The organism is Leucogemmata humicola, assembly GCF_055379415.1.
In genome coordinates, this window is record NZ_AP040875.1 from 1,029,659 (window position 1) to 1,045,781 (window position 16,123).

At 62.1% G+C, this 16,123-nt stretch carries 14 protein-coding genes; 7 read left to right on the top strand and 7 right to left on the bottom strand.

Annotated features, from left to right (window positions below; all coding sequences use genetic code 11):
• The first annotated feature begins 9 nt into the window (after positions 1-9).
• The gene (locus AC6H4Z_RS04295) at positions 10-465 is read left to right on the top strand and encodes a pyridoxamine 5'-phosphate oxidase family protein (protein WP_497545502.1); all 456 of its coding nucleotides are present in this window, start codon (positions 10-12) and stop codon (positions 463-465) included.
• 1 nt (position 466) lies between these two features.
• On the opposite strand, the gene AC6H4Z_RS04300 is transcribed toward AC6H4Z_RS04295, so the two are convergent.
• Positions 467-1,879 (bottom strand): nitronate monooxygenase, encoded by a 1,413-nt coding sequence (locus tag AC6H4Z_RS04300; protein WP_497545503.1) that lies wholly within the window; start codon positions 1,877-1,879, stop codon positions 467-469.
• Positions 1,880-2,132: 253 nt separating this feature from the next.
• On the opposite strand from AC6H4Z_RS04300, the gene AC6H4Z_RS04305 reads away from it, so the two are divergent.
• The 3 genes from AC6H4Z_RS04305 to AC6H4Z_RS04315 all read left to right on the top strand — a co-directional run bounded on the left by AC6H4Z_RS04305 (position 2,133) and on the right by AC6H4Z_RS04315 (position 5,621).
• Positions 2,133-3,407: a universal stress protein gene (locus AC6H4Z_RS04305; protein ID WP_497545504.1), complete on the top strand. Its 1,275-nt coding sequence runs from the start codon at positions 2,133-2,135 to the stop codon at positions 3,405-3,407.
• 201 nt (positions 3,408-3,608) lie between these two features.
• Entirely contained in the window at positions 3,609-5,003 is a 1,395-nt protein-coding gene (locus AC6H4Z_RS04310; RefSeq protein ID WP_497545505.1) for a hypothetical protein, read from the top strand.
• A gap of 78 nt (positions 5,004-5,081) precedes the next feature.
• Complete coding sequence (locus tag AC6H4Z_RS04315; protein WP_497545506.1) at positions 5,082-5,621, top strand: hypothetical protein; 540 nt, start codon at positions 5,082-5,084, stop codon at positions 5,619-5,621.
• A 21-nt stretch (positions 5,622-5,642) separates the two neighbouring features.
• Here AC6H4Z_RS04315 and AC6H4Z_RS04320 read toward each other — a convergent pair whose 3' ends face one another.
• Together AC6H4Z_RS04320 and AC6H4Z_RS04325 are read right to left on the bottom strand one after the other, a co-directional pair.
• A complete protein-coding gene (locus AC6H4Z_RS04320) occupies positions 5,643-6,899 on the bottom strand; it encodes a YncE family protein (RefSeq protein ID WP_497545507.1) in 1,257 nt (418 codons plus the stop codon).
• A 148-nt stretch (positions 6,900-7,047) separates the two neighbouring features.
• Positions 7,048-7,773: a GNAT family N-acetyltransferase gene (locus AC6H4Z_RS04325; RefSeq protein WP_497545508.1), complete on the bottom strand. Its 726-nt coding sequence runs from the start codon at positions 7,771-7,773 to the stop codon at positions 7,048-7,050.
• Positions 7,774-7,946: 173 nt separating this feature from the next.
• On the opposite strand from AC6H4Z_RS04325, the gene AC6H4Z_RS04330 reads away from it, so the two are divergent.
• Both AC6H4Z_RS04330 and AC6H4Z_RS04335 read left to right on the top strand, forming a co-directional pair.
• The gene (locus tag AC6H4Z_RS04330) at positions 7,947-8,798 is read left to right on the top strand and encodes an IQM protein middle domain-containing protein (RefSeq protein ID WP_497545509.1); all 852 of its coding nucleotides are present in this window, start codon (positions 7,947-7,949) and stop codon (positions 8,796-8,798) included.
• 267 nt (positions 8,799-9,065) lie between these two features.
• Positions 9,066-10,685, top strand: coding sequence for a Do family serine endopeptidase (locus AC6H4Z_RS04335; RefSeq protein ID WP_497545510.1), 1,620 nt, complete (start codon positions 9,066-9,068; stop codon positions 10,683-10,685).
• An 89-nt stretch (positions 10,686-10,774) separates the two neighbouring features.
• On the opposite strand, the gene AC6H4Z_RS04340 is transcribed toward AC6H4Z_RS04335, so the two are convergent.
• Positions 10,775-11,692: an alpha/beta fold hydrolase gene (locus tag AC6H4Z_RS04340; protein ID WP_497545511.1), complete on the bottom strand. Its 918-nt coding sequence runs from the start codon at positions 11,690-11,692 to the stop codon at positions 10,775-10,777.
• A 106-nt stretch (positions 11,693-11,798) separates the two neighbouring features.
• On the bottom strand, positions 11,799-12,221 hold the full coding sequence (locus tag AC6H4Z_RS04345; protein WP_497545512.1) for a VOC family protein: 423 nt from the start codon (positions 12,219-12,221) through the stop codon (positions 11,799-11,801).
• Positions 12,222-12,387: 166 nt separating this feature from the next.
• On the opposite strand from AC6H4Z_RS04345, the gene AC6H4Z_RS04350 reads away from it, so the two are divergent.
• Complete coding sequence (locus AC6H4Z_RS04350; protein ID WP_497545513.1) at positions 12,388-13,449, top strand: carboxypeptidase regulatory-like domain-containing protein; 1,062 nt, start codon at positions 12,388-12,390, stop codon at positions 13,447-13,449.
• Positions 13,450-13,455: 6 nt separating this feature from the next.
• On the opposite strand, the gene AC6H4Z_RS04355 is transcribed toward AC6H4Z_RS04350, so the two are convergent.
• A complete protein-coding gene (locus AC6H4Z_RS04355; protein WP_497547012.1) occupies positions 13,456-15,774 on the bottom strand; it encodes a phosphoketolase family protein in 2,319 nt (772 codons plus the stop codon).
• 149 nt (positions 15,775-15,923) lie between these two features.
• Complete coding sequence (locus AC6H4Z_RS04360; RefSeq protein WP_497545514.1) at positions 15,924-16,121, bottom strand: hypothetical protein; 198 nt, start codon at positions 16,119-16,121, stop codon at positions 15,924-15,926.
• Positions 16,122-16,123 lie beyond the last annotated feature (2 nt).

Genomic DNA, 16,123 nt, shown 5'->3' on the forward strand with positions numbered 1-16,123 from the left:
GGAGATGCTATGACCGCGACCAATCGACCGAACTTTTCAGATCTCTCACGCGACGAGGCGACCGCCCTCTTGGAACACCATCACGTCGGGCGGCTGGCCTATACGTTTCGTGATCGCGTCGACATCGAACCGATCTCATATGTCTTCGCCGATGGCTGGGTATATGCGCGAACATCGCCGGGCAGCAAGCTGACGACCGTACAGCATCACCCGTGGGTCGCGTTCGAGATCGATGAGATTGCGAGTCGCTTCGAGTGGCAGAGTGTCGTCTTGCGCGGCTCGATCCACTTCCTCGACGCGTCGCGCGGGCCTGCGGAACGTGAGGCATACGATCTCGCCTTGCGGCTGTTGCGAGCTGGCGACGCGCAGGCACTGACCGAGACTGATCCGACGCCATATCGGCAGGTGCTGTTTCGCATCCATGCCGACGAGATCACCGGACGTCGCGCGACGCCCGGCGAGTAGATCAGCGACCGTCTAGATACGCAACGACGTCCGCGGCGGTGTACGAGCGTCGGCCTGCGAGGAAGTCCGGAAGGACAAGCAGATCGTCGCCGCTCGTGATCAACGCCGGCTCGTTGCCGTCGTCGCGACGCTGTGCCTGCCCAATGTTGGCCGTGAGACCGTTGCACAAGCACCGCCGATCCACGGTATCGGCGAGCGTTCCACCATTCGCTACGAACGTATCAACCGGCTCGGCGGCACACCGATAGACCGTGCGTTCGTCGCTGGTGCGCACCGCTGTTCGCAGGTAGCCGAGATCGCACACGCGAACACGACGAGCGGGCGCATCTTCGTCGTCGGGCAACCGCACGACTTTGAATGGGTAGCCGGTCGGCGACGCCTTCGGATCGGTGAACACGCTGGCGCGGCCGTTCAATACCGCATCGATGACGCGCGCTTTTACGTCCGCGTCGAGCCCCGATTCTTCGGCGAAAGCGAACAGCGTTCCAGCTTGGATTCCTGCTGCGCCTTCGGCGAGTGCCGAGCGCAGTCCGTTGGGCGATCCGAAGCCGCCGGCGAGCCAGAACGGGCGATCGAGTTCGCGCATGCGAGCGAGATCGACGACGTCGCGTTCTCCATACGACGGCTCGCCGCGCGCGTTCAGCTGCGCGGAACCGCGGGGCGGCGCATTGTGGCCGCCGGCAGTCGGGCCCTCGACGACGAATCCATCGACGCGGCCGTTCGCTTTGCGCGCGAGCGTTGCTGCCAGTGAGGCGGCCGACACGACGGCAAGGAAGCGTGGCCGCGAGAGCGAAGTCGTGGGTTTGCGCCAGTGCCGCGCCGGATCGAACTCGAGGAATTCGGCGGCTCCTTGATCGAGCCCGTCAACGTCGAAGCGAATACGCGCGGAACGATGCTCGGCGAATGCATCGAGCACACCGGGAATCTCACGAGGAATGCCGGCACCCATGATGACGTAGTCGACGCCGGCGAGCATTGCCCCATAGAGCGATGCCAGGTTGGGCATCTGCACTTTGGTGAGCAGGTTGATCCCGATTGGGTTCGCGTGTCCTTCTTTCGCGAGCCAGACTTCCACGAAGTTGGCGAGCACGGTGATTCGTTCGCGCGAATCGCTGACACGCTGTTTGTACATCGACAGCAGCTTGTATGGCGCGTCGCCGCGTCCGAGGAGATTGAGGAACCGACGAATCACGTCGTTCGCGATTCCAGCAATCGGAAAGTGCGCCATCGCGCGACGAATGTGCCCACCGGGATCACCGTCCTGAAGACGCCGCACCAGCACGGTATCGAGCATCGATCCGGACACGACGCCGAGTTGTCCAGCTGAAGCAACTGCGCGCGCCAGCCTCCAGTTGGAAACACCAACACCCATCCCGCCCTGAATGATGCGGGGAAGTCGATCGAGATCCGTCATGCTACTCCAAAGCACGGGTCTGTCCGCCGATCCGGACGTGGTTGGCGGCTGAGTGTTCAGACTATCCGCGCGTCGGCAAGCATGAAGTCGGGGGAAGTCCGCGTACGCGTCGGTGTTTCCCTGACATCGGTACCTGGTTCCGGCGAACGCCCGACACGATTCAGGGCATTCGCCGACGGTGCGATCACCCGCGTCGCGCGACTATGCCTGGACGCGATTGTGATGTCTCGGACCGACGAAGCCAGGAGAAAACATGAATACCCTACACATGCCATCCGCCCTTCCGGAGCTTGGCGTTCGAGCCAGCCATTCCTCGCCGGTCATCGTTGCGACTGACGGGCGCGAGCAATCCGACTCGGCGTTGATCGTCGGCCGGCTGTTCGCGAACGATCCGGACGCGCTGCGCCTCGTCAGCGTGTTGAAGCCAATGCCGTTGATTCCCGACGCACCGCTGCAGCCAGAGGACGAATATGAGATCGCGCGCGTGCGTCGCGAGACTGCACGCGCCGAGGTAGCGACGCAGATGCTTCGTACTTGGGATGACCGGCACACTCTCGATCTCTACGACGGTGATCCGGCGGGCGTGATCGCCCGATTGGCGCATCAGGCGAGCGCCACGATGATCGTGAGCGGCCTTGGGCGTCACCGCGTTGTGGACCGCGTGTTCGGCGATGAAACCGCACTGCGACTCATTCGCATGTCGAGCGTGCCGGTGTTTGCCGCAGCAAGCGGGCTTCATCAGGCGCCGAATCGCATCGTGATTGCAGTGGACTTCAGTGAGACGAGCCTTCGCGCCGCCCGACTCGCGCTGGAACTGGCCGCGGCCGGCGCCACGATTTACCTCGCCCACGTCGCCCCGCGCGACAGTTCGCTATACGACTGGAAGGGCTGGGGCTCGAACTACAAGCAGGATGCGGGCGATGCGCTGCAGCGAACGCGCGAACAGCTGCAAGTCCCGAAGGACATGGTGATTCAGAAGGTGCTGCTGCAGGGCGATCCGGCCACCGAGCTGCTCGCGTTTGCCGCCAGCGTCAACGCTGACCTGATCGCTACGGGAAGCCACGGCCATGGGTTCGTTGCTCGAATGCTGATTGGCAGTGTGACCACGCGCATCGTCAGATGCTCGACGTGCAGCGTCTTGACCGTCCCGCACGCGGCGGCGATGACCCGCGCTCGCACCACCGTTGGGCCGCCGGTTGTCGCGGTCCTCCCGAACGCCGAATGGACAGACCAGCTCGACGGTTTCACTCGGCGCAATGCCGGCCGCCGCGGCGTTCTCGAAGTGGACGATCCGGAAATCGGCGCGCAGGCGCAAGAGTTCGACTACCCGCTGCTCGGCGCGACGTACGACGTACACGACCAACGAGTGCAGCTGATGCTCGGCGATGATGGCGAGACGCGCAGGCACCTCACTCGCAGCATCGGCGCTGTGACTGCCATTGACGTTCTGCGCGATGATCGTGGACGAGACCTCGCGATTCGGATCGCGCACGGCACCGGACAAACGCTGTTGACGTTCACATCGTAGCTGACAATGCCATCAGTGAACGTTGCTTGACGGTGGGTCGGGAAAACCCTCACAGGAAAGCATCCGACCCACCACGAAGATTCAGTCATTCCCGGACGGATCGGAGCAACCGGCACTCGTACCTTCGAGGCGAGTTCAGACGAGGCCAATGGGTCGGCCCGCCAGACGATTCAAGTCACAACTCCGACTGGAGGAACCTATATGAAACACATCACGAAATTCGGCCTCGCTGCCCTCTTAATCACGGGGTTCGCTAGCGCTGTGACGGCGCAGCAGAGTGGCGATGGAAATGCCGGCTCCGCGAAGCCTGCCACGGCCGCCCGCTCCGATAGCACTCCCAAGAAAGAAACGCCACAGAAGGTGAGTCTGTATCGTCCATTAGAGATCAATCATATCCGTCCGGCCGATCAGCGCGGCGTCAACGTCTTCGAGCCATCCAAGACCGATGAGGTCCCGTTCACCGGCTTCGCGCTTTCGTTCGGCGGAGCGTTCACGCAGGAATTCCAAGGGCTCGCACACCAGAACACCGCTACGCCAGTCCTTGTGAGCGGCGTGAACCAAAATCAGCTCATCACGATCGGTCACGGTTTCAACAACGCCGTCGCCAATCTCAACGTGAACGCGCAAATCGCCCCAGGGATCCGCGTCGCGATGACCTCGTATCTGTCGGCGCGGCATCACCAGGAGTCCTGGGTCAAGGACGGCTACCTGCTGATCGACGATTCGCCGATCGACAACGCCCTGCTCAAAGGGATCATGAAGTACACCACGCTTCGCGTGGGACACTTCGAGATCAATTATGGCGACTCGCACTTCCGTCGCAGCGACAACGGCAACGGCATGTTCAATCCGTTCGCTGGGAACTACATCCTCGACGCTTTCACGACCGAGATTGGCGCCGAAGTCTACGCGCGGTCGAATGGGTTGATCGCCATGCTCGGTGGAACGGGCGGTGAGGTGCACGGACAGGTCACTGGACCGCAGGCTCGTTCGATGAGCGTTCTCGGAAAGGTCGGCTTCGACAAATCGCTCGATAAGGACCTCCGCTTCCGCCTCACCGGATCGTTCTACGCGAACAACAAAGCAGCCAGCAACACGCTGTTCACGGGGGACCGCGGCGGCTCGCCGTACTACGACGTGCTCGAGAACACCGCGTCGACGGAAACCGCAAACGCGTGGTCGGGCCAGGTGCGCCCTGGGTTCTCGAACAAGGTCAACGCCGAAGTCATCAACCCATTCATCAAGATCGGCGGTGCTGAATTCTTCGGGAACTTCGAGACGGCAACGGGCGGCGCATTCACGGAGCCAAAGCTGCGCACGGTCCACCAGAACGTCTACGAGGGGCTGTATCGCTTGGTGAACGACAGATTCTTCGTCGGCGGCCGGTACAACACTCTCAAAGGTCAGATGATCGCCAAGAGCTCAGACGACCAGAGCGTGGATCGGTACGAGGTTGGCGGCGGCTGGTTCGTAACGCCGAATGTGCTCGCGAAGCTGGAGTGGGTGAATCAGAAATACACCGACTTCCCGCTGACCGACATCCGGAACGGTGGCCAGTTCAAAGGCTTCATGATCCAGGGCGTCGTCGGGTTCTAAGTCACTCGATGTTCAACCACAACTCCGCTGAGGTCTTCCTTGGCGGAGTTGTCGCGTCGAACCACCGCGGAGGCAGGGATGCTCAATTCGCCAACAAGATCGACTCGACGCCGACTCGCGATTGGCTCGGCGGTGGTCGCTGCGCTCGTGTCTTATCCGAGGACGTCCGTGCTCACGCAGAGTATAGATGTGAGCTGTACGTACGCGCGATGCGGACTGAACATCGTCCCGCGGCTCGCAGGCCTGGATATCGTCCAGGGCGAATCAGAGACGAAGGTCGGCTCGTTGCTCTTTCTCTGGCCGAGTGATGTGAGCCAAGTGTTCGCACACGATGCGGTAGCGCGATCCTTTGCGGTGCGTGCAACCAGACGTCGGCGCCTCGGCGCAGCGATGACTGATGCTGGCGCATTGCTGGTTGCCGTCGGAACTTTCGGAGTGTTGCGCGATCACGGCCGCGTTGGCGGTGCGCCGTCGATCGCCGTCGGTGCCGGCATTGGACTGATTGGCGGATCCGTTCCCGTCCATTTCTCCGCCGACGCAAACCTCAGTCGCGCAGTCTGGCGATACAACGCGGCGTTGGCGGCAACGCCGCCCGCTTGGTCCGGCAGAGCGCCGTGACGGACCAAGCGGCGCTCGTCATCAACGCAGGATGTCAGCCCAGCCGCCTTCGTTTGCGACCACGATAGCGACTCCTTTAGGATCCACGGCAATACGCCTCGGGGTTCCGCCCGTCGTGATTGTCGTCACCACCGTCCGTGATCGCGGGTCGATGACCGCGACTTTTCCCGCGCTGGACAGCGCCGTATAGACAAACCCGTCTTGGCCGAGCGCCAGCCCGAACGCTCCTCCATCGACTGGGATCTGCGAAACGACGTTGCCGCTCGCGACGTTCACAACCATCACCGTTCCACCTTCGTTCGCGACGTACAGCTCAGAGCCGTCGACTGACGCCGCGATGTCTTGCGGACGACCGGCGAGGGTGAGCGTACGCGCGACGGATTTTGTTCCGAGATTGATCTCGGTAATCGTTCCAGCGCTGAACGAACTCACGTAGAGACGATCGGCAATGCGCGCAATTCCGTTCGGATTCGCCGGAATCGGAATCGTGGCCAACACCGAGAGACTTGATGCGTCCACGATCAGCAGCGATCCGGCGTTGGACGCCACCGCCGCGACATAAAGTGTTTTTCCGTCCGCCGAGAGAAGGGCGCGGAAGGCGTTGCTGCCCACCGGGATCGTGTTGGTCTGTCGCGCCGACGCGATATCGACCCTGCCGAGTGTTCCCGCGAGGAAGTTCGTTACAAATGCGCCGGTGCCCGATGCGTCGAAGACGACGTCGCCCGGATCCCGTCCAACCGAAATGCTCGTCAGTGCGCTCGGCGTAGCCAGATCCACCCGTGTGATCGCGTCGGCATCCTGTTGGGTGACGAGAACGGTTCCGCTGTTCGAGATCGCGACACCAAACGGCCGGCCGGTGATTGCAACACGCGTCGCGTTCGTTTTCGGCACGGGCGGCAGTGCTTGCACGACGACTGCAAGCTCCTTGACGATCGCGCCAGAAACTGCGCGAACAATGGTCGTCCCGGGAGTAACTCCAGTGACGAGGCCTGCTGCGGTCGTTGTGGCGATCGTCGTGTTCGTAGACGAAAACTGAACGGAGACTCCTGTCAGCTGCCCACCATTCTGATCGACGGCAGTTGCAGTGACCTGCGAAGATTGGCCCGTGATAAGCGTGAGACTGTTTGGACTGAGTGCAATCGCGCTGAGGACCGGCGTGTTCCCCGTTGGTATCGGCGTCGGTGTCATCGGCGTGCTACTTCCGCCGCAGTTGGCGGCAATTGCCGCGAGAACGGCGACACGCAACGATCGACGCGTGTTTGACGAGAAAGGCTTCATGCGAATGTTCAGGTGGTAGTGGTGACAGCAGCCTATTCACAATCGGGCGCAATCACAAGATTGTCCGCACGCAGACGGTCGATCTGTGTGTCACGGCACAGCAACGCTGTATTAAAATGCTCTAATCTGTGCCGTATTGCCGCGCCGACTATCTCCGATACACGCGGAGGACCGCGCCGGCCACAAACCCCATCGGCTCATAAAACGCTGCGCGCTTTCGCGACGTAAACAGAATCGCCGGCGCCCGCGAGCCGTGCGCCATCGCAACAGCGATCGCCTCTCGAGACACGGCCTCACCGTATCCTCGGCCGCGATACTGCTCCGCTGTCGCGACCCCTCCGAGGTACGTGCCTTGCTCGGTCGGAAAGGCGGCAGCGCACGCGACGGGTTCTTCGTCGAGCCAGCCGACGACTGCGTGGCTGTTCGGTGCGCGCAGATAGTGTTCGTAGAGGTCCGTTCCCGCCGACACTCCGAAATCGTACGCGCTGTTGTTGATCGCCGCGAAATCCTTCAAGCCGTCCATGTTCTCGACCGGACGGAACTCGAGCACAGGGGCCGGGCGTCGCCTAGGCGCAAGCTCGGGAGCGGACATTCCGATGATGGTGCCGGTGCGATGAAGGCCGCGGCTAATGAGTATATGCTCATAGGTGGCGTCGCGAAACCAATCGTCGAGGACGACGACGTCCCACGGCGCATCTGTACCGTCGCCATACTCGAGCGCGCGCTCGACCTGTGACGAGAAGGCGTCGTGCGACTCGGGATCAGACGTGAGGATGCAATGGCTCGACGGCATCGCCAAATTCGTGAACGCGATCGACATGCCCGACGTCTGCTCGGCGAACCCGCCAGGCACATAGCGGCAGCGTTGCAACATAGCCGCCGCAAAACAAGCGTTTAGGGACTCGCTGAGGCTTGGCGTTCGCGCTGTAGGCATCTCTGCTGGCGGATGTTCGTTGTGACGCGTATCGGTCCGGAGCGTATTCACGAGAGACTGCGCTCTGTCGCGCGTCTCGTGGATGCGCATCCCCTCCTCCGGCAAGACCTGACATGGAATTCGTAGACGACGATTCAGACAGTCCAGCCGATAGCATGTTGGACATCGACAGCCATGGCCACTACCAGAGCGGCTATGTGACTACGGTGACGCACGTCGTCGTGACGGAGGGGCCGACGAAGCCTGGCCAGGTCACGGCGAACTTTGGTCAAAAGAAAGATCTATTCGACAAACCGGGCGTCAAACTCCCCGACTTGAAGAATGCGACGCTTGTCACCAGCAAAATGAAGGACGGCGCTGAGGTCGAAAAGATCACTGAGGCGCGGGTCCGCCGGCAGGCTTACGAAGTCTCGATCACCGGCAAGCTGCGACGAGGCGTGATGGGTAAGGCTGCCGATGGGACACCAGTCTATCGTCCGCCCGAGGAGTTCGATACCGAAAGCATCAAGGCGAAGTATCCGAACGCCGGCGGCAATTGGCTCGACACCGACGTGAAGAACAAGCGCTTTGCCGAGTTGTTCGAGGATTGGGCGAAGCGAAGCCTGATTTGGGTGTGCACGAATGAAAAGGGACGCATTGGTCCGACGTTCTACTCGCACGTCGGCGTTCCCAAGAAGTTCCACCACTCCTCGTTCACGTCAGGCGGCGCGTTGCTCGCCGCAGGCGAGTGGATCGTCGAAGCGGGCTCGCTCAAGAAGATCAGCGCGAACAGCGGTCACTATCAGCCGACGATCACCGAGTTTCACCGCGCCGTGTTGTATATGTCGCCCGCGTGGAATACGGACACCGAAGTCCTGCTGTTCAATAAGGACAAGGACAATTGGGAGTATGTCCCGGTGAACATTTTCAAGAGCAATCCGAGCGACGGCGGGAAGTACTTCGCGCACCCGGATCAGGTGAAGTAACACCGATCGCGGTCGCGGCTCGTACTGCCTCGAGGCGAGCCAGGATCCGTTAGAGAACGCACATTCGCTCCATCCGCCACAGCGGCCCCTCCTGAATGTTGGGGCCGCTTAGCGTGTTCCCCATCCCCGACGGCGCGCGTCGCGGGCCGCGGAACGGCGCGAGAGTTCATGGGTACGATTTAACAATCCCCCACCTCGCGCCCCATCGGCAGGAATGCCGAATGGTCAGCGCATGCATTTGCAATCGCCAAACATTTCGAGGTGCTCATGAAACACACGTCACGTAGGTGGCGGGGACCGGTCCCCGCGATCGCGCTCACCGTCGCGGTCGCGACCGCAGCCGTCGGCGCCGCTGAATTTCCGCGCGCTCTGAACGCTGCTCCGCTCTCTTCCGACAGCACGAGCGCTCGCCGCAATGGCAGCGCCTCCAACGGTTCGGTCGCCAAGCTCGAAGATCTGAGCGACGCGTTCGCAACTGTCGCCGCTCGCGTCAAGCCGAGCGTCGTATACATCACCGCACGCCTCGAAGCGCGTCCTGTCGCGCAGCGATCGCGCGGCCAGTCGCCGGATCTCAACCAACTTCCACCCGAGCTTCGCCAGTTCTTCCGCGGCGCTCCCGGTCAGGGCGGGGCACCGAATGAGCCCGACGAGCCGCGCGGAGGTGGGATGGCTTCCGGATCAGGCTTCGTCGTATCGAACGATGGCTACATCCTCACGAACAACCACGTTGTCGACGGCGCGAGCGAAGTACGCGTCCGCCTTCTCGATCGACGTGAGTTCAAGGCCAAGGTCGTTGGCCGCGATCCGAACACCGATGTCGCGGTCCTGAAAATCGACGCAACCAATCTCACGGCAGCTCCGCTGGGCAACAGTGACGGCGCACGCGTTGGCGAATGGGTTCTCGCAGTCGGCAATCCACTCGGCGAAAATCTCACCTTCACCGTGACGCAGGGTATCGTCAGCGCCAAGGGCCGTGCGCTCGCGCTGCCGGGCCAGTCGCAGCAGACGATTCAAGATTTCATACAGACGGACGCGGCAATCAACCCAGGCAACTCGGGTGGACCGCTCGTCAATACGCGCGGCGAAGTCATCGGCATCAACTCGGCCATCGAAAGTCCGACGGGTTACAACGCCGGATATGGCTTCGCAGTTCCGATCAACCTCGCGCGATCGGTGATGGAGCAGATCGTCAAGTCTGGCCACGTCGAACGAGCAGCGCTTGGAATTCAGGTTCGCGATGCTGGCGCTGATGATGCGGCGTACGTTGGTCTCAAGGACATTCGCGGCATCCTGGTGCAGGATTTCGGCGATGCAACGTCTCCGGCCCGTCAGGCCGGCGTCCAGCCAGGCGACGTGATCGTTTCGGTCGATGGTAAGCAGGTCGACTATGTCGCGCAGTTGCAGGAAGCGATTGCGTTCCGTAAGCCTGGCGATGTCGTCAATGTCGAAGTTGCGCGAAAGGGCGGACAGCGTGCGACGCTGCGAGTTCCGCTGCAGCGCGTCGGCGGTCCTGCTGCCGCGGCGTCCGCGTCGGATGACGCAACCGATGGCGACGAAGCACGCGGCTCGGCGATGCACGCGCTCGGCGCGAGTGTCACGGCGGTTGATGCCGCGATGGCGCGTCAGCTCCAACTTCCGAGCGATGTGCGTGGCGTGATGGTGACGGGCGTGCAGGACGGCAGCTCCGCGGCAACGCATTTGACGACGCCGAATGCCGGTGGCCCGGACATCATTCTGTCCGTAGAAGGAACGGCGGTTCAGTCGCCGGCCGAGCTACGCACGGCGTTGGCTGCGACCAAGCCGGGTGACATCGTTACGCTCCGCGTTTACAACGTGCCGAGCAAGTCACGGCGCATCGAACGAGTTCGCGTGGGCGCCACGAAGTAGCCTGTAACTGATCGACGCGGATCACAAACGGCGGGGCCGGATCTCGAATGAGGTCCGGCCCCGTCTTCATTGATGAGCAGGTTCGCTGATCACGGACCCAGGAACGCTCTGATCGCGGCGACGACCTGGTCGCGCTGTTCTTCGATGAGCCAATGCCCCGAGTTGGCGATGACCTTGCTGGTGACGTTGGTGAACGCCGCACCAGCAATGTCGGCCATCTTCGCGCCGTAGGAATGATCTCCGCCGATCGCCAACACGGGCGTCGCGAGTTTCTTTCCGGCGAGTAGCGCGCGATTGTCCTTCGCGTCCTGGTCGAAGGCGGCGAACTGGCTGAACGCCGAGTGCATGGCGCCGGGCTGCGCGTAAAGCGTGGCGTAGTGCACGCGAGTTTGCTCGGTGATCTTGGATGGAGTCGCCGACAGCTCGTTCCAGAAACGGTCGAGGTAGATGCGCTCGCGACCGGCAACGAGTCGTTCTTCATCGGGCCCGTAGAAGTAGAAATGCCACGTCTTTGGCGTGTGCGAGAGCTCCTCCCACGGGCCGATGCCCGGAATCGGAGCGTCCATGAGCACGAGCTTCATCACGCGCTTTGGATATTGTGCCGTTAGCGCGAAGGCGATCATGTTGCCGATGTCATGTGCGACGACATCAGCTCGGACGACGCCGAGCGAGTCCATGATGGCGGCGACATCCTTGGCTTCGGTGACTTTGTCGAAGCCTGAGGTTGGCCGTGAGGAAAGTCCAAAGCCGCGAATGTCGGGTGCGATCACCGTGTGATCGCGAATGAGATTCGCGGCGAGTGGTGCCCACATGTCGCCTGTGTCGGCGAACCCATGCAGCAGAACGACGGCGGGTCCTTTGCCGCCGACGCGGACGTGGATCGTCGCTCCGTTGACGGCGATGTCGCGCACGCGCACGCCTTGAGGAAATGGTTCGACTTGCGCCGCTACTGACATCGGCGTGCTGATGGTCATAGCGGTGAGGGCCCAGCGGGCGAGCTGTCGCATGGCGGAGGTCGTTGACGTAATGAAGCACGTCGTGGGATCGTCCCACGACGTGTTTCAAGTGTACGGCAAGCTGGTGTCCGCGGCGCCAAGCAGGCGCGAGTCTTTCTTACGGTCCGGACAATCCGATCGGCACCCCTCCGGGCGCGCGGACGATTGCGATCGTGACGCCCTCCATCACGCGTGTCGGTGGCATCATCGCCACAGCGCCCTCAGCCAAGGCTTTGTCGAATGCCTCCTGCGCATTCGCGACGTGCGCGTACGGAATGCTGCCGGGAATCTCCGGCGGACTCACAGGACGAACCGCACCGCCTCCCTTTTCCGAATACGCAAAGAGATGGATGTCTCCGCCCGGTGTCGCGAACGGCGGTCGGAATTTCCACCCGAGCACGCTCGCGCACCACGCTTTCGTCGCGGCGGGGTCAGCGCTCGCGAGATCGGTGTGGGTGATCCATCCGTCCAGTCCTTTTGTGAATTCGTGTTTCTGTTCCGAGAGTTCGTTCGACTCGGGCTGCGAGGATGGATTCGACATAGGCTCACTGAAGGTTCGAGGCGCGGTGGGTCAGGGCAAGCATACACGGTCAATGAAGGGCGAGCCAGAGCGCATCGAGCGCTTGTCGCGTCGGCTACGGAGGAAGCAGTTGACAAAGTCGAGCTCGTAATTCATATCTACGGAATAATCAGTAGATGGTGACTCGATGCGTATTGCTCTGCTCTCGCTTGCGTTCGTGGCGTCAACCCTGAACGGGCAAACGCCGGTGCGAGTTGTTGGTGGTTCGCTCGCGGGTGTGGTGCGAGATCTCAGTGGCGCACCGCTCGCCGATGTGAGCGTCACGTTGCTGGGCGAGAACGCGGCGACGCGCACCGACAGCGCGGGGAATTTCGTGCTCCGCGACCTGTCGCCGGGCGGCCACACTGCGCTATTCCGGCGCATCGGCTACCAGAGCGTAGAGTATCGATGGGCGGTACGATCCGGCGCGGCGCTACAGGTCGCCGTCGCAATGACGCCAACGCCGCGTCAACTCGACCGCGTCGTGGTCGAGGCGTCTGTCGGCTCGCGTCGTCGCGGAACGTCGAGCATTCGCGGGACAGCCGTCGATTCATCCGGTGCAGGTGTTGGTGGAGCGGACGTGCGCCTGCTTGGCGCGGGACTGTCGACCGTCGCGGACTCTGCGGGCCGATTCGAGTTTCAAATGTTGGCGGCGGGATCGTACATCGTCCGAGTGCGACGACAGGGTTTGACGAGCGCGAACTATGTAATGCAAATCGTCGACGACGACAGTCGCGGCATCACGCTCAAGATGTATCCGCTGCCCAAAAAGACCGCTGCGCGCGACAGTTCGGCCGCCAGTGGATATGGAATTCCCGATCAGGCATTCGACGCGTTCGATCGGCGAGAGCGCAATGGATCCGGCGGCAGCATCGTTGGACCCGGTGATCTCTTCCGCGCGGAACGCGCCTCGCTGGACGTCGTACTTCAGCGATATCGCGATGCCCTCCCGCTTCGCGGACGGCCGTCAATGATCGCCGAGGCGGGATCGGAGAGCGAGGGTGATTGTCTGTTGATCGATGGGCGGCACGCCGTCTATCAGCCGCTTCGCTCGTTCACGAGCACCCAGGTGCAACTCGTCGAAGTGTTTCGCACGAACGCATTCGTCGATCCATCCGTCACATCGGAGATGGAATCGGTCAGAGAATGTCGTGGTGGAATGGACCGCCATCCGGCATACTTCGTACTGTGGACACGAGCACTCCGCTGACTGACGTCAGTCGGTCCATCGCCAATCGCGAATCTCCGGCGCGTCATCGAAGTGCTGACGAGAATAGCGTACCGCGTCGTCGATAAGGCGCTGCAACGTGGCTGACAGTTCGGTGACGCGCGCCGGAGCAATCGACGACGAGCGGATCGCCAACTCGGCGAGATGATAGCGACTCATTCCGTTGAGGATCACCATATCGAACGGCGTCGTGGTCGTGCCCTGTTCGTTGAATCCTCGAACGTGAAACCGCGCCGGATGCGGTCGTCGATGCACGAGTTGGTGCACGGCGAACTGGTAGCCGTGAAATGCGAAGACCACCGGTTTGTCCGACGTGAACAGTTCGATGAATCGGCTGTCAGGCATGCCGTGCGGGTGAATCGACGGCGAGAACAGCGCCATGATATCGAGAACGTTCACGACACGGACGCGGATGTCCGGTGCCATCCGTCGAAGTAGCCACGCGGCGGCCACGATCTCGAGCGTCGGCGTGTCACCGGCGCACGCGAGCACGACGTCTGGCTCGCCACCGTCCGCACTACTCGCCCACTCCCAGGTCGACGCCCCACGCTCGGCGTGTTCGATGGCGTCGTTCATCGAGAGCCACTGAAGCTGCGGCTGTTTGTCGATCACGATCAGGTTGACGTAGTTGCGCGAGCGCAGGCAATGATCGGCGACGGACAACAGCGAATTGGCGTCGGGCGGCAGGTAGATGCGCGCGACGGTTCCGCGCTTCGACAGCATGACGTCGATGAGTCCGGGGCCTTGATGGCTGAAGCCGTTGTGATCGTTTCGCCAACACGTCGACGTCAGCAGGATGTTGAGCGATGGAACAGGAACGCGCCACGGCAGCGTATCCGCTTCAGACAGCCACTTCGAGTGTTGTACCGTCATCGACGCGGACACCATGGCGAAGGACTCGTAGGTGACGAACATGCCGTGACGTCCGGTCAACGTATAGCCTTCGAGCCAGCCTTCGCAGAGGTGTTCACTCAGCACCTCCATTACGCGTCCGTCGGGTGCGACGCGATCGTCGATCGAGGTGCGTCGGCCGATGAGACAACGACTCTCGACCTCGAATACGTTCGAGAGCCGATTCGAGTTGGTCTCATCGGGGCAGAATAAGCGGAAGTCGTTCGTCGCAGCATTTCGGACGAACACATCCCGCAGCATGCCGCCGAGTTGCCTGGTGGATTCGTGCACGACCGTCGCGGGGTTCGGAACGGCGACTGCGTATTCGCGGAAGTCGGGAATGTCGAGCGCCCGTGGCGATCCGCCGCCGTTGGCGTGCGGACTCGCACCCATGCGCTTGGTGCCTTTGGGTGCTAGTGATGCGAGGTCTGCGATCAGAGTTCCGGAATCGTCAAATAGCGTTTCCGGTTCGTAGCTCCGGAGCCACACCTCGAGCATCGATAGTTCTTCGGCGCTGGTTCGTGCTTTGGGCAACGGGACTTGGTGCGCGCGGAACGTTCCTTCGATGGGGTGGCCGTCGAGTACGGCTGGCCCGGTCCAGCCTTTCGGCGTTCGGAGGATGATCGCCGGCCACCGCGGTCGCTCGTCGATGTGCGCTGCACCGATACCGCGCGCGTTGGCTTGAATCGAACGAATGCTGTCGACGCAGTGGTCGAGCGTTTTCGCGAGCGTCTGATGCACGGCCATCGGCTCGTCGCCCTCGACTTCGGACACTTCGTATCCATGACTTTCAAGCATGCGAACGACGTCGCGATTGCTTTCACGCGCGAGCACCGTCGGCCCGCTGATCTTGTAGCCGTTGAGGTGCAGGATCGGCAGCACGGCGCCGTCGCGCGCTGGGTTGAGGAAGCTGATGCTCTTCCATGCTCCTTCGAGCGGCGCTGTTTCCGCTTCGCCGTCGCCGACGACCGCTGCAACGATGAGATCAGGATTGTCGAACGCTGCTCCGAAGGCGTGCGAGAGAACGTAGCCGAGCTCGCCGCCTTCGTGGATTGATCCCGGCGTCGGGACACTCACGTGGCTCGGGATTCCGCCGGGGGTGGAGAACTGACGAAAGAGCTTCCGTATGCCATCGATGTCGCGCGTGATGTGCGGATAGATCTCCGTGTACGTTCCCTCCAGATACACATTGGCAACGATCGCGGGGCCACCATGCCCAGGGCCGGCCAGATAGATCGCCGACACTCCTCGCTCGGCTATGACGCGATTGAGGTGCACGTAGATCAGGCTCAGGCCAGGCGACGTGCCCCAGTGCCCGAGGAGGCGCGGCTTGATGTGGCTGGCGTCCAGCGGTTCGCGCAGGAGCGGGTTGTCAGACAGAAAGATCTGTCCGACGGTGAGGTAGTTCGCGGCCATCCAATAGCGATGAATTCGCTGCAGCAACTCGTTGCTGAGGGGCCCGGCAGCGACGACATCGCGTTGTGCTGCGAGCGCCGTCGCTTCGCGCGCGGGGACGGCGCTCGAGATTGTCGAGTCGAATTCGAACTTACGGGTGTTCACGTGTGCTACACGTCGTCCTCATCCCGAGGACTCGCATCCGCCTCGCGGACTTCCATTTCTGCGTCCGTTACGAATTCGTCAGCGTCGTCCGGTGGCTCGCGTCGCACCGGAGTAACGTCGCGCAGTCGGTTGGGCTCGCCGGCTGCATAGTCTGCATTGCTGTGTTCGTCGGCATTGCGGTTCGGTCGTTTCTTGTCGGCCATTG

What these genes read in the sequence shown, in the direction of transcription:
- AC6H4Z_RS04295 (WP_497545502.1), top strand. Translation starts at nt 10, where the DNA reads ATGACCGCGACCAATCGACCGAACTTTTCAGATCTCTCACGCGACGAG.
- AC6H4Z_RS04300 (WP_497545503.1), bottom strand. Translation starts at nt 1,879, where the DNA reads ATGACGGATCTCGATCGACTTCCCCGCATCATTCAGGGCGGGATGGGT.
- AC6H4Z_RS04305 (WP_497545504.1), top strand. Translation starts at nt 2,133, where the DNA reads ATGAATACCCTACACATGCCATCCGCCCTTCCGGAGCTTGGCGTTCGA.
- AC6H4Z_RS04310 (WP_497545505.1), top strand. Translation starts at nt 3,609, where the DNA reads ATGAAACACATCACGAAATTCGGCCTCGCTGCCCTCTTAATCACGGGG.
- AC6H4Z_RS04315 (WP_497545506.1), top strand. Translation starts at nt 5,082, where the DNA reads ATGCTCAATTCGCCAACAAGATCGACTCGACGCCGACTCGCGATTGGC.
- AC6H4Z_RS04320 (WP_497545507.1), bottom strand. Translation starts at nt 6,899, where the DNA reads ATGAAGCCTTTCTCGTCAAACACGCGTCGATCGTTGCGTGTCGCCGTT.
- AC6H4Z_RS04325 (WP_497545508.1), bottom strand. Translation starts at nt 7,773, where the DNA reads ATGTTGCAACGCTGCCGCTATGTGCCTGGCGGGTTCGCCGAGCAGACG.
- AC6H4Z_RS04330 (WP_497545509.1), top strand. Translation starts at nt 7,947, where the DNA reads ATGGAATTCGTAGACGACGATTCAGACAGTCCAGCCGATAGCATGTTG.
- AC6H4Z_RS04335 (WP_497545510.1), top strand. Translation starts at nt 9,066, where the DNA reads ATGAAACACACGTCACGTAGGTGGCGGGGACCGGTCCCCGCGATCGCG.
- AC6H4Z_RS04340 (WP_497545511.1), bottom strand. Translation starts at nt 11,692, where the DNA reads ATGCGACAGCTCGCCCGCTGGGCCCTCACCGCTATGACCATCAGCACG.
- AC6H4Z_RS04345 (WP_497545512.1), bottom strand. Translation starts at nt 12,221, where the DNA reads ATGTCGAATCCATCCTCGCAGCCCGAGTCGAACGAACTCTCGGAACAG.
- AC6H4Z_RS04350 (WP_497545513.1), top strand. Translation starts at nt 12,388, where the DNA reads ATGCGTATTGCTCTGCTCTCGCTTGCGTTCGTGGCGTCAACCCTGAAC.
- AC6H4Z_RS04355 (WP_497547012.1), bottom strand. Translation starts at nt 15,774, where the DNA reads ATGGCCGCGAACTACCTCACCGTCGGACAGATCTTTCTGTCTGACAAC.
- AC6H4Z_RS04360 (WP_497545514.1), bottom strand. Translation starts at nt 16,121, where the DNA reads ATGGCCGACAAGAAACGACCGAACCGCAATGCCGACGAACACAGCAAT.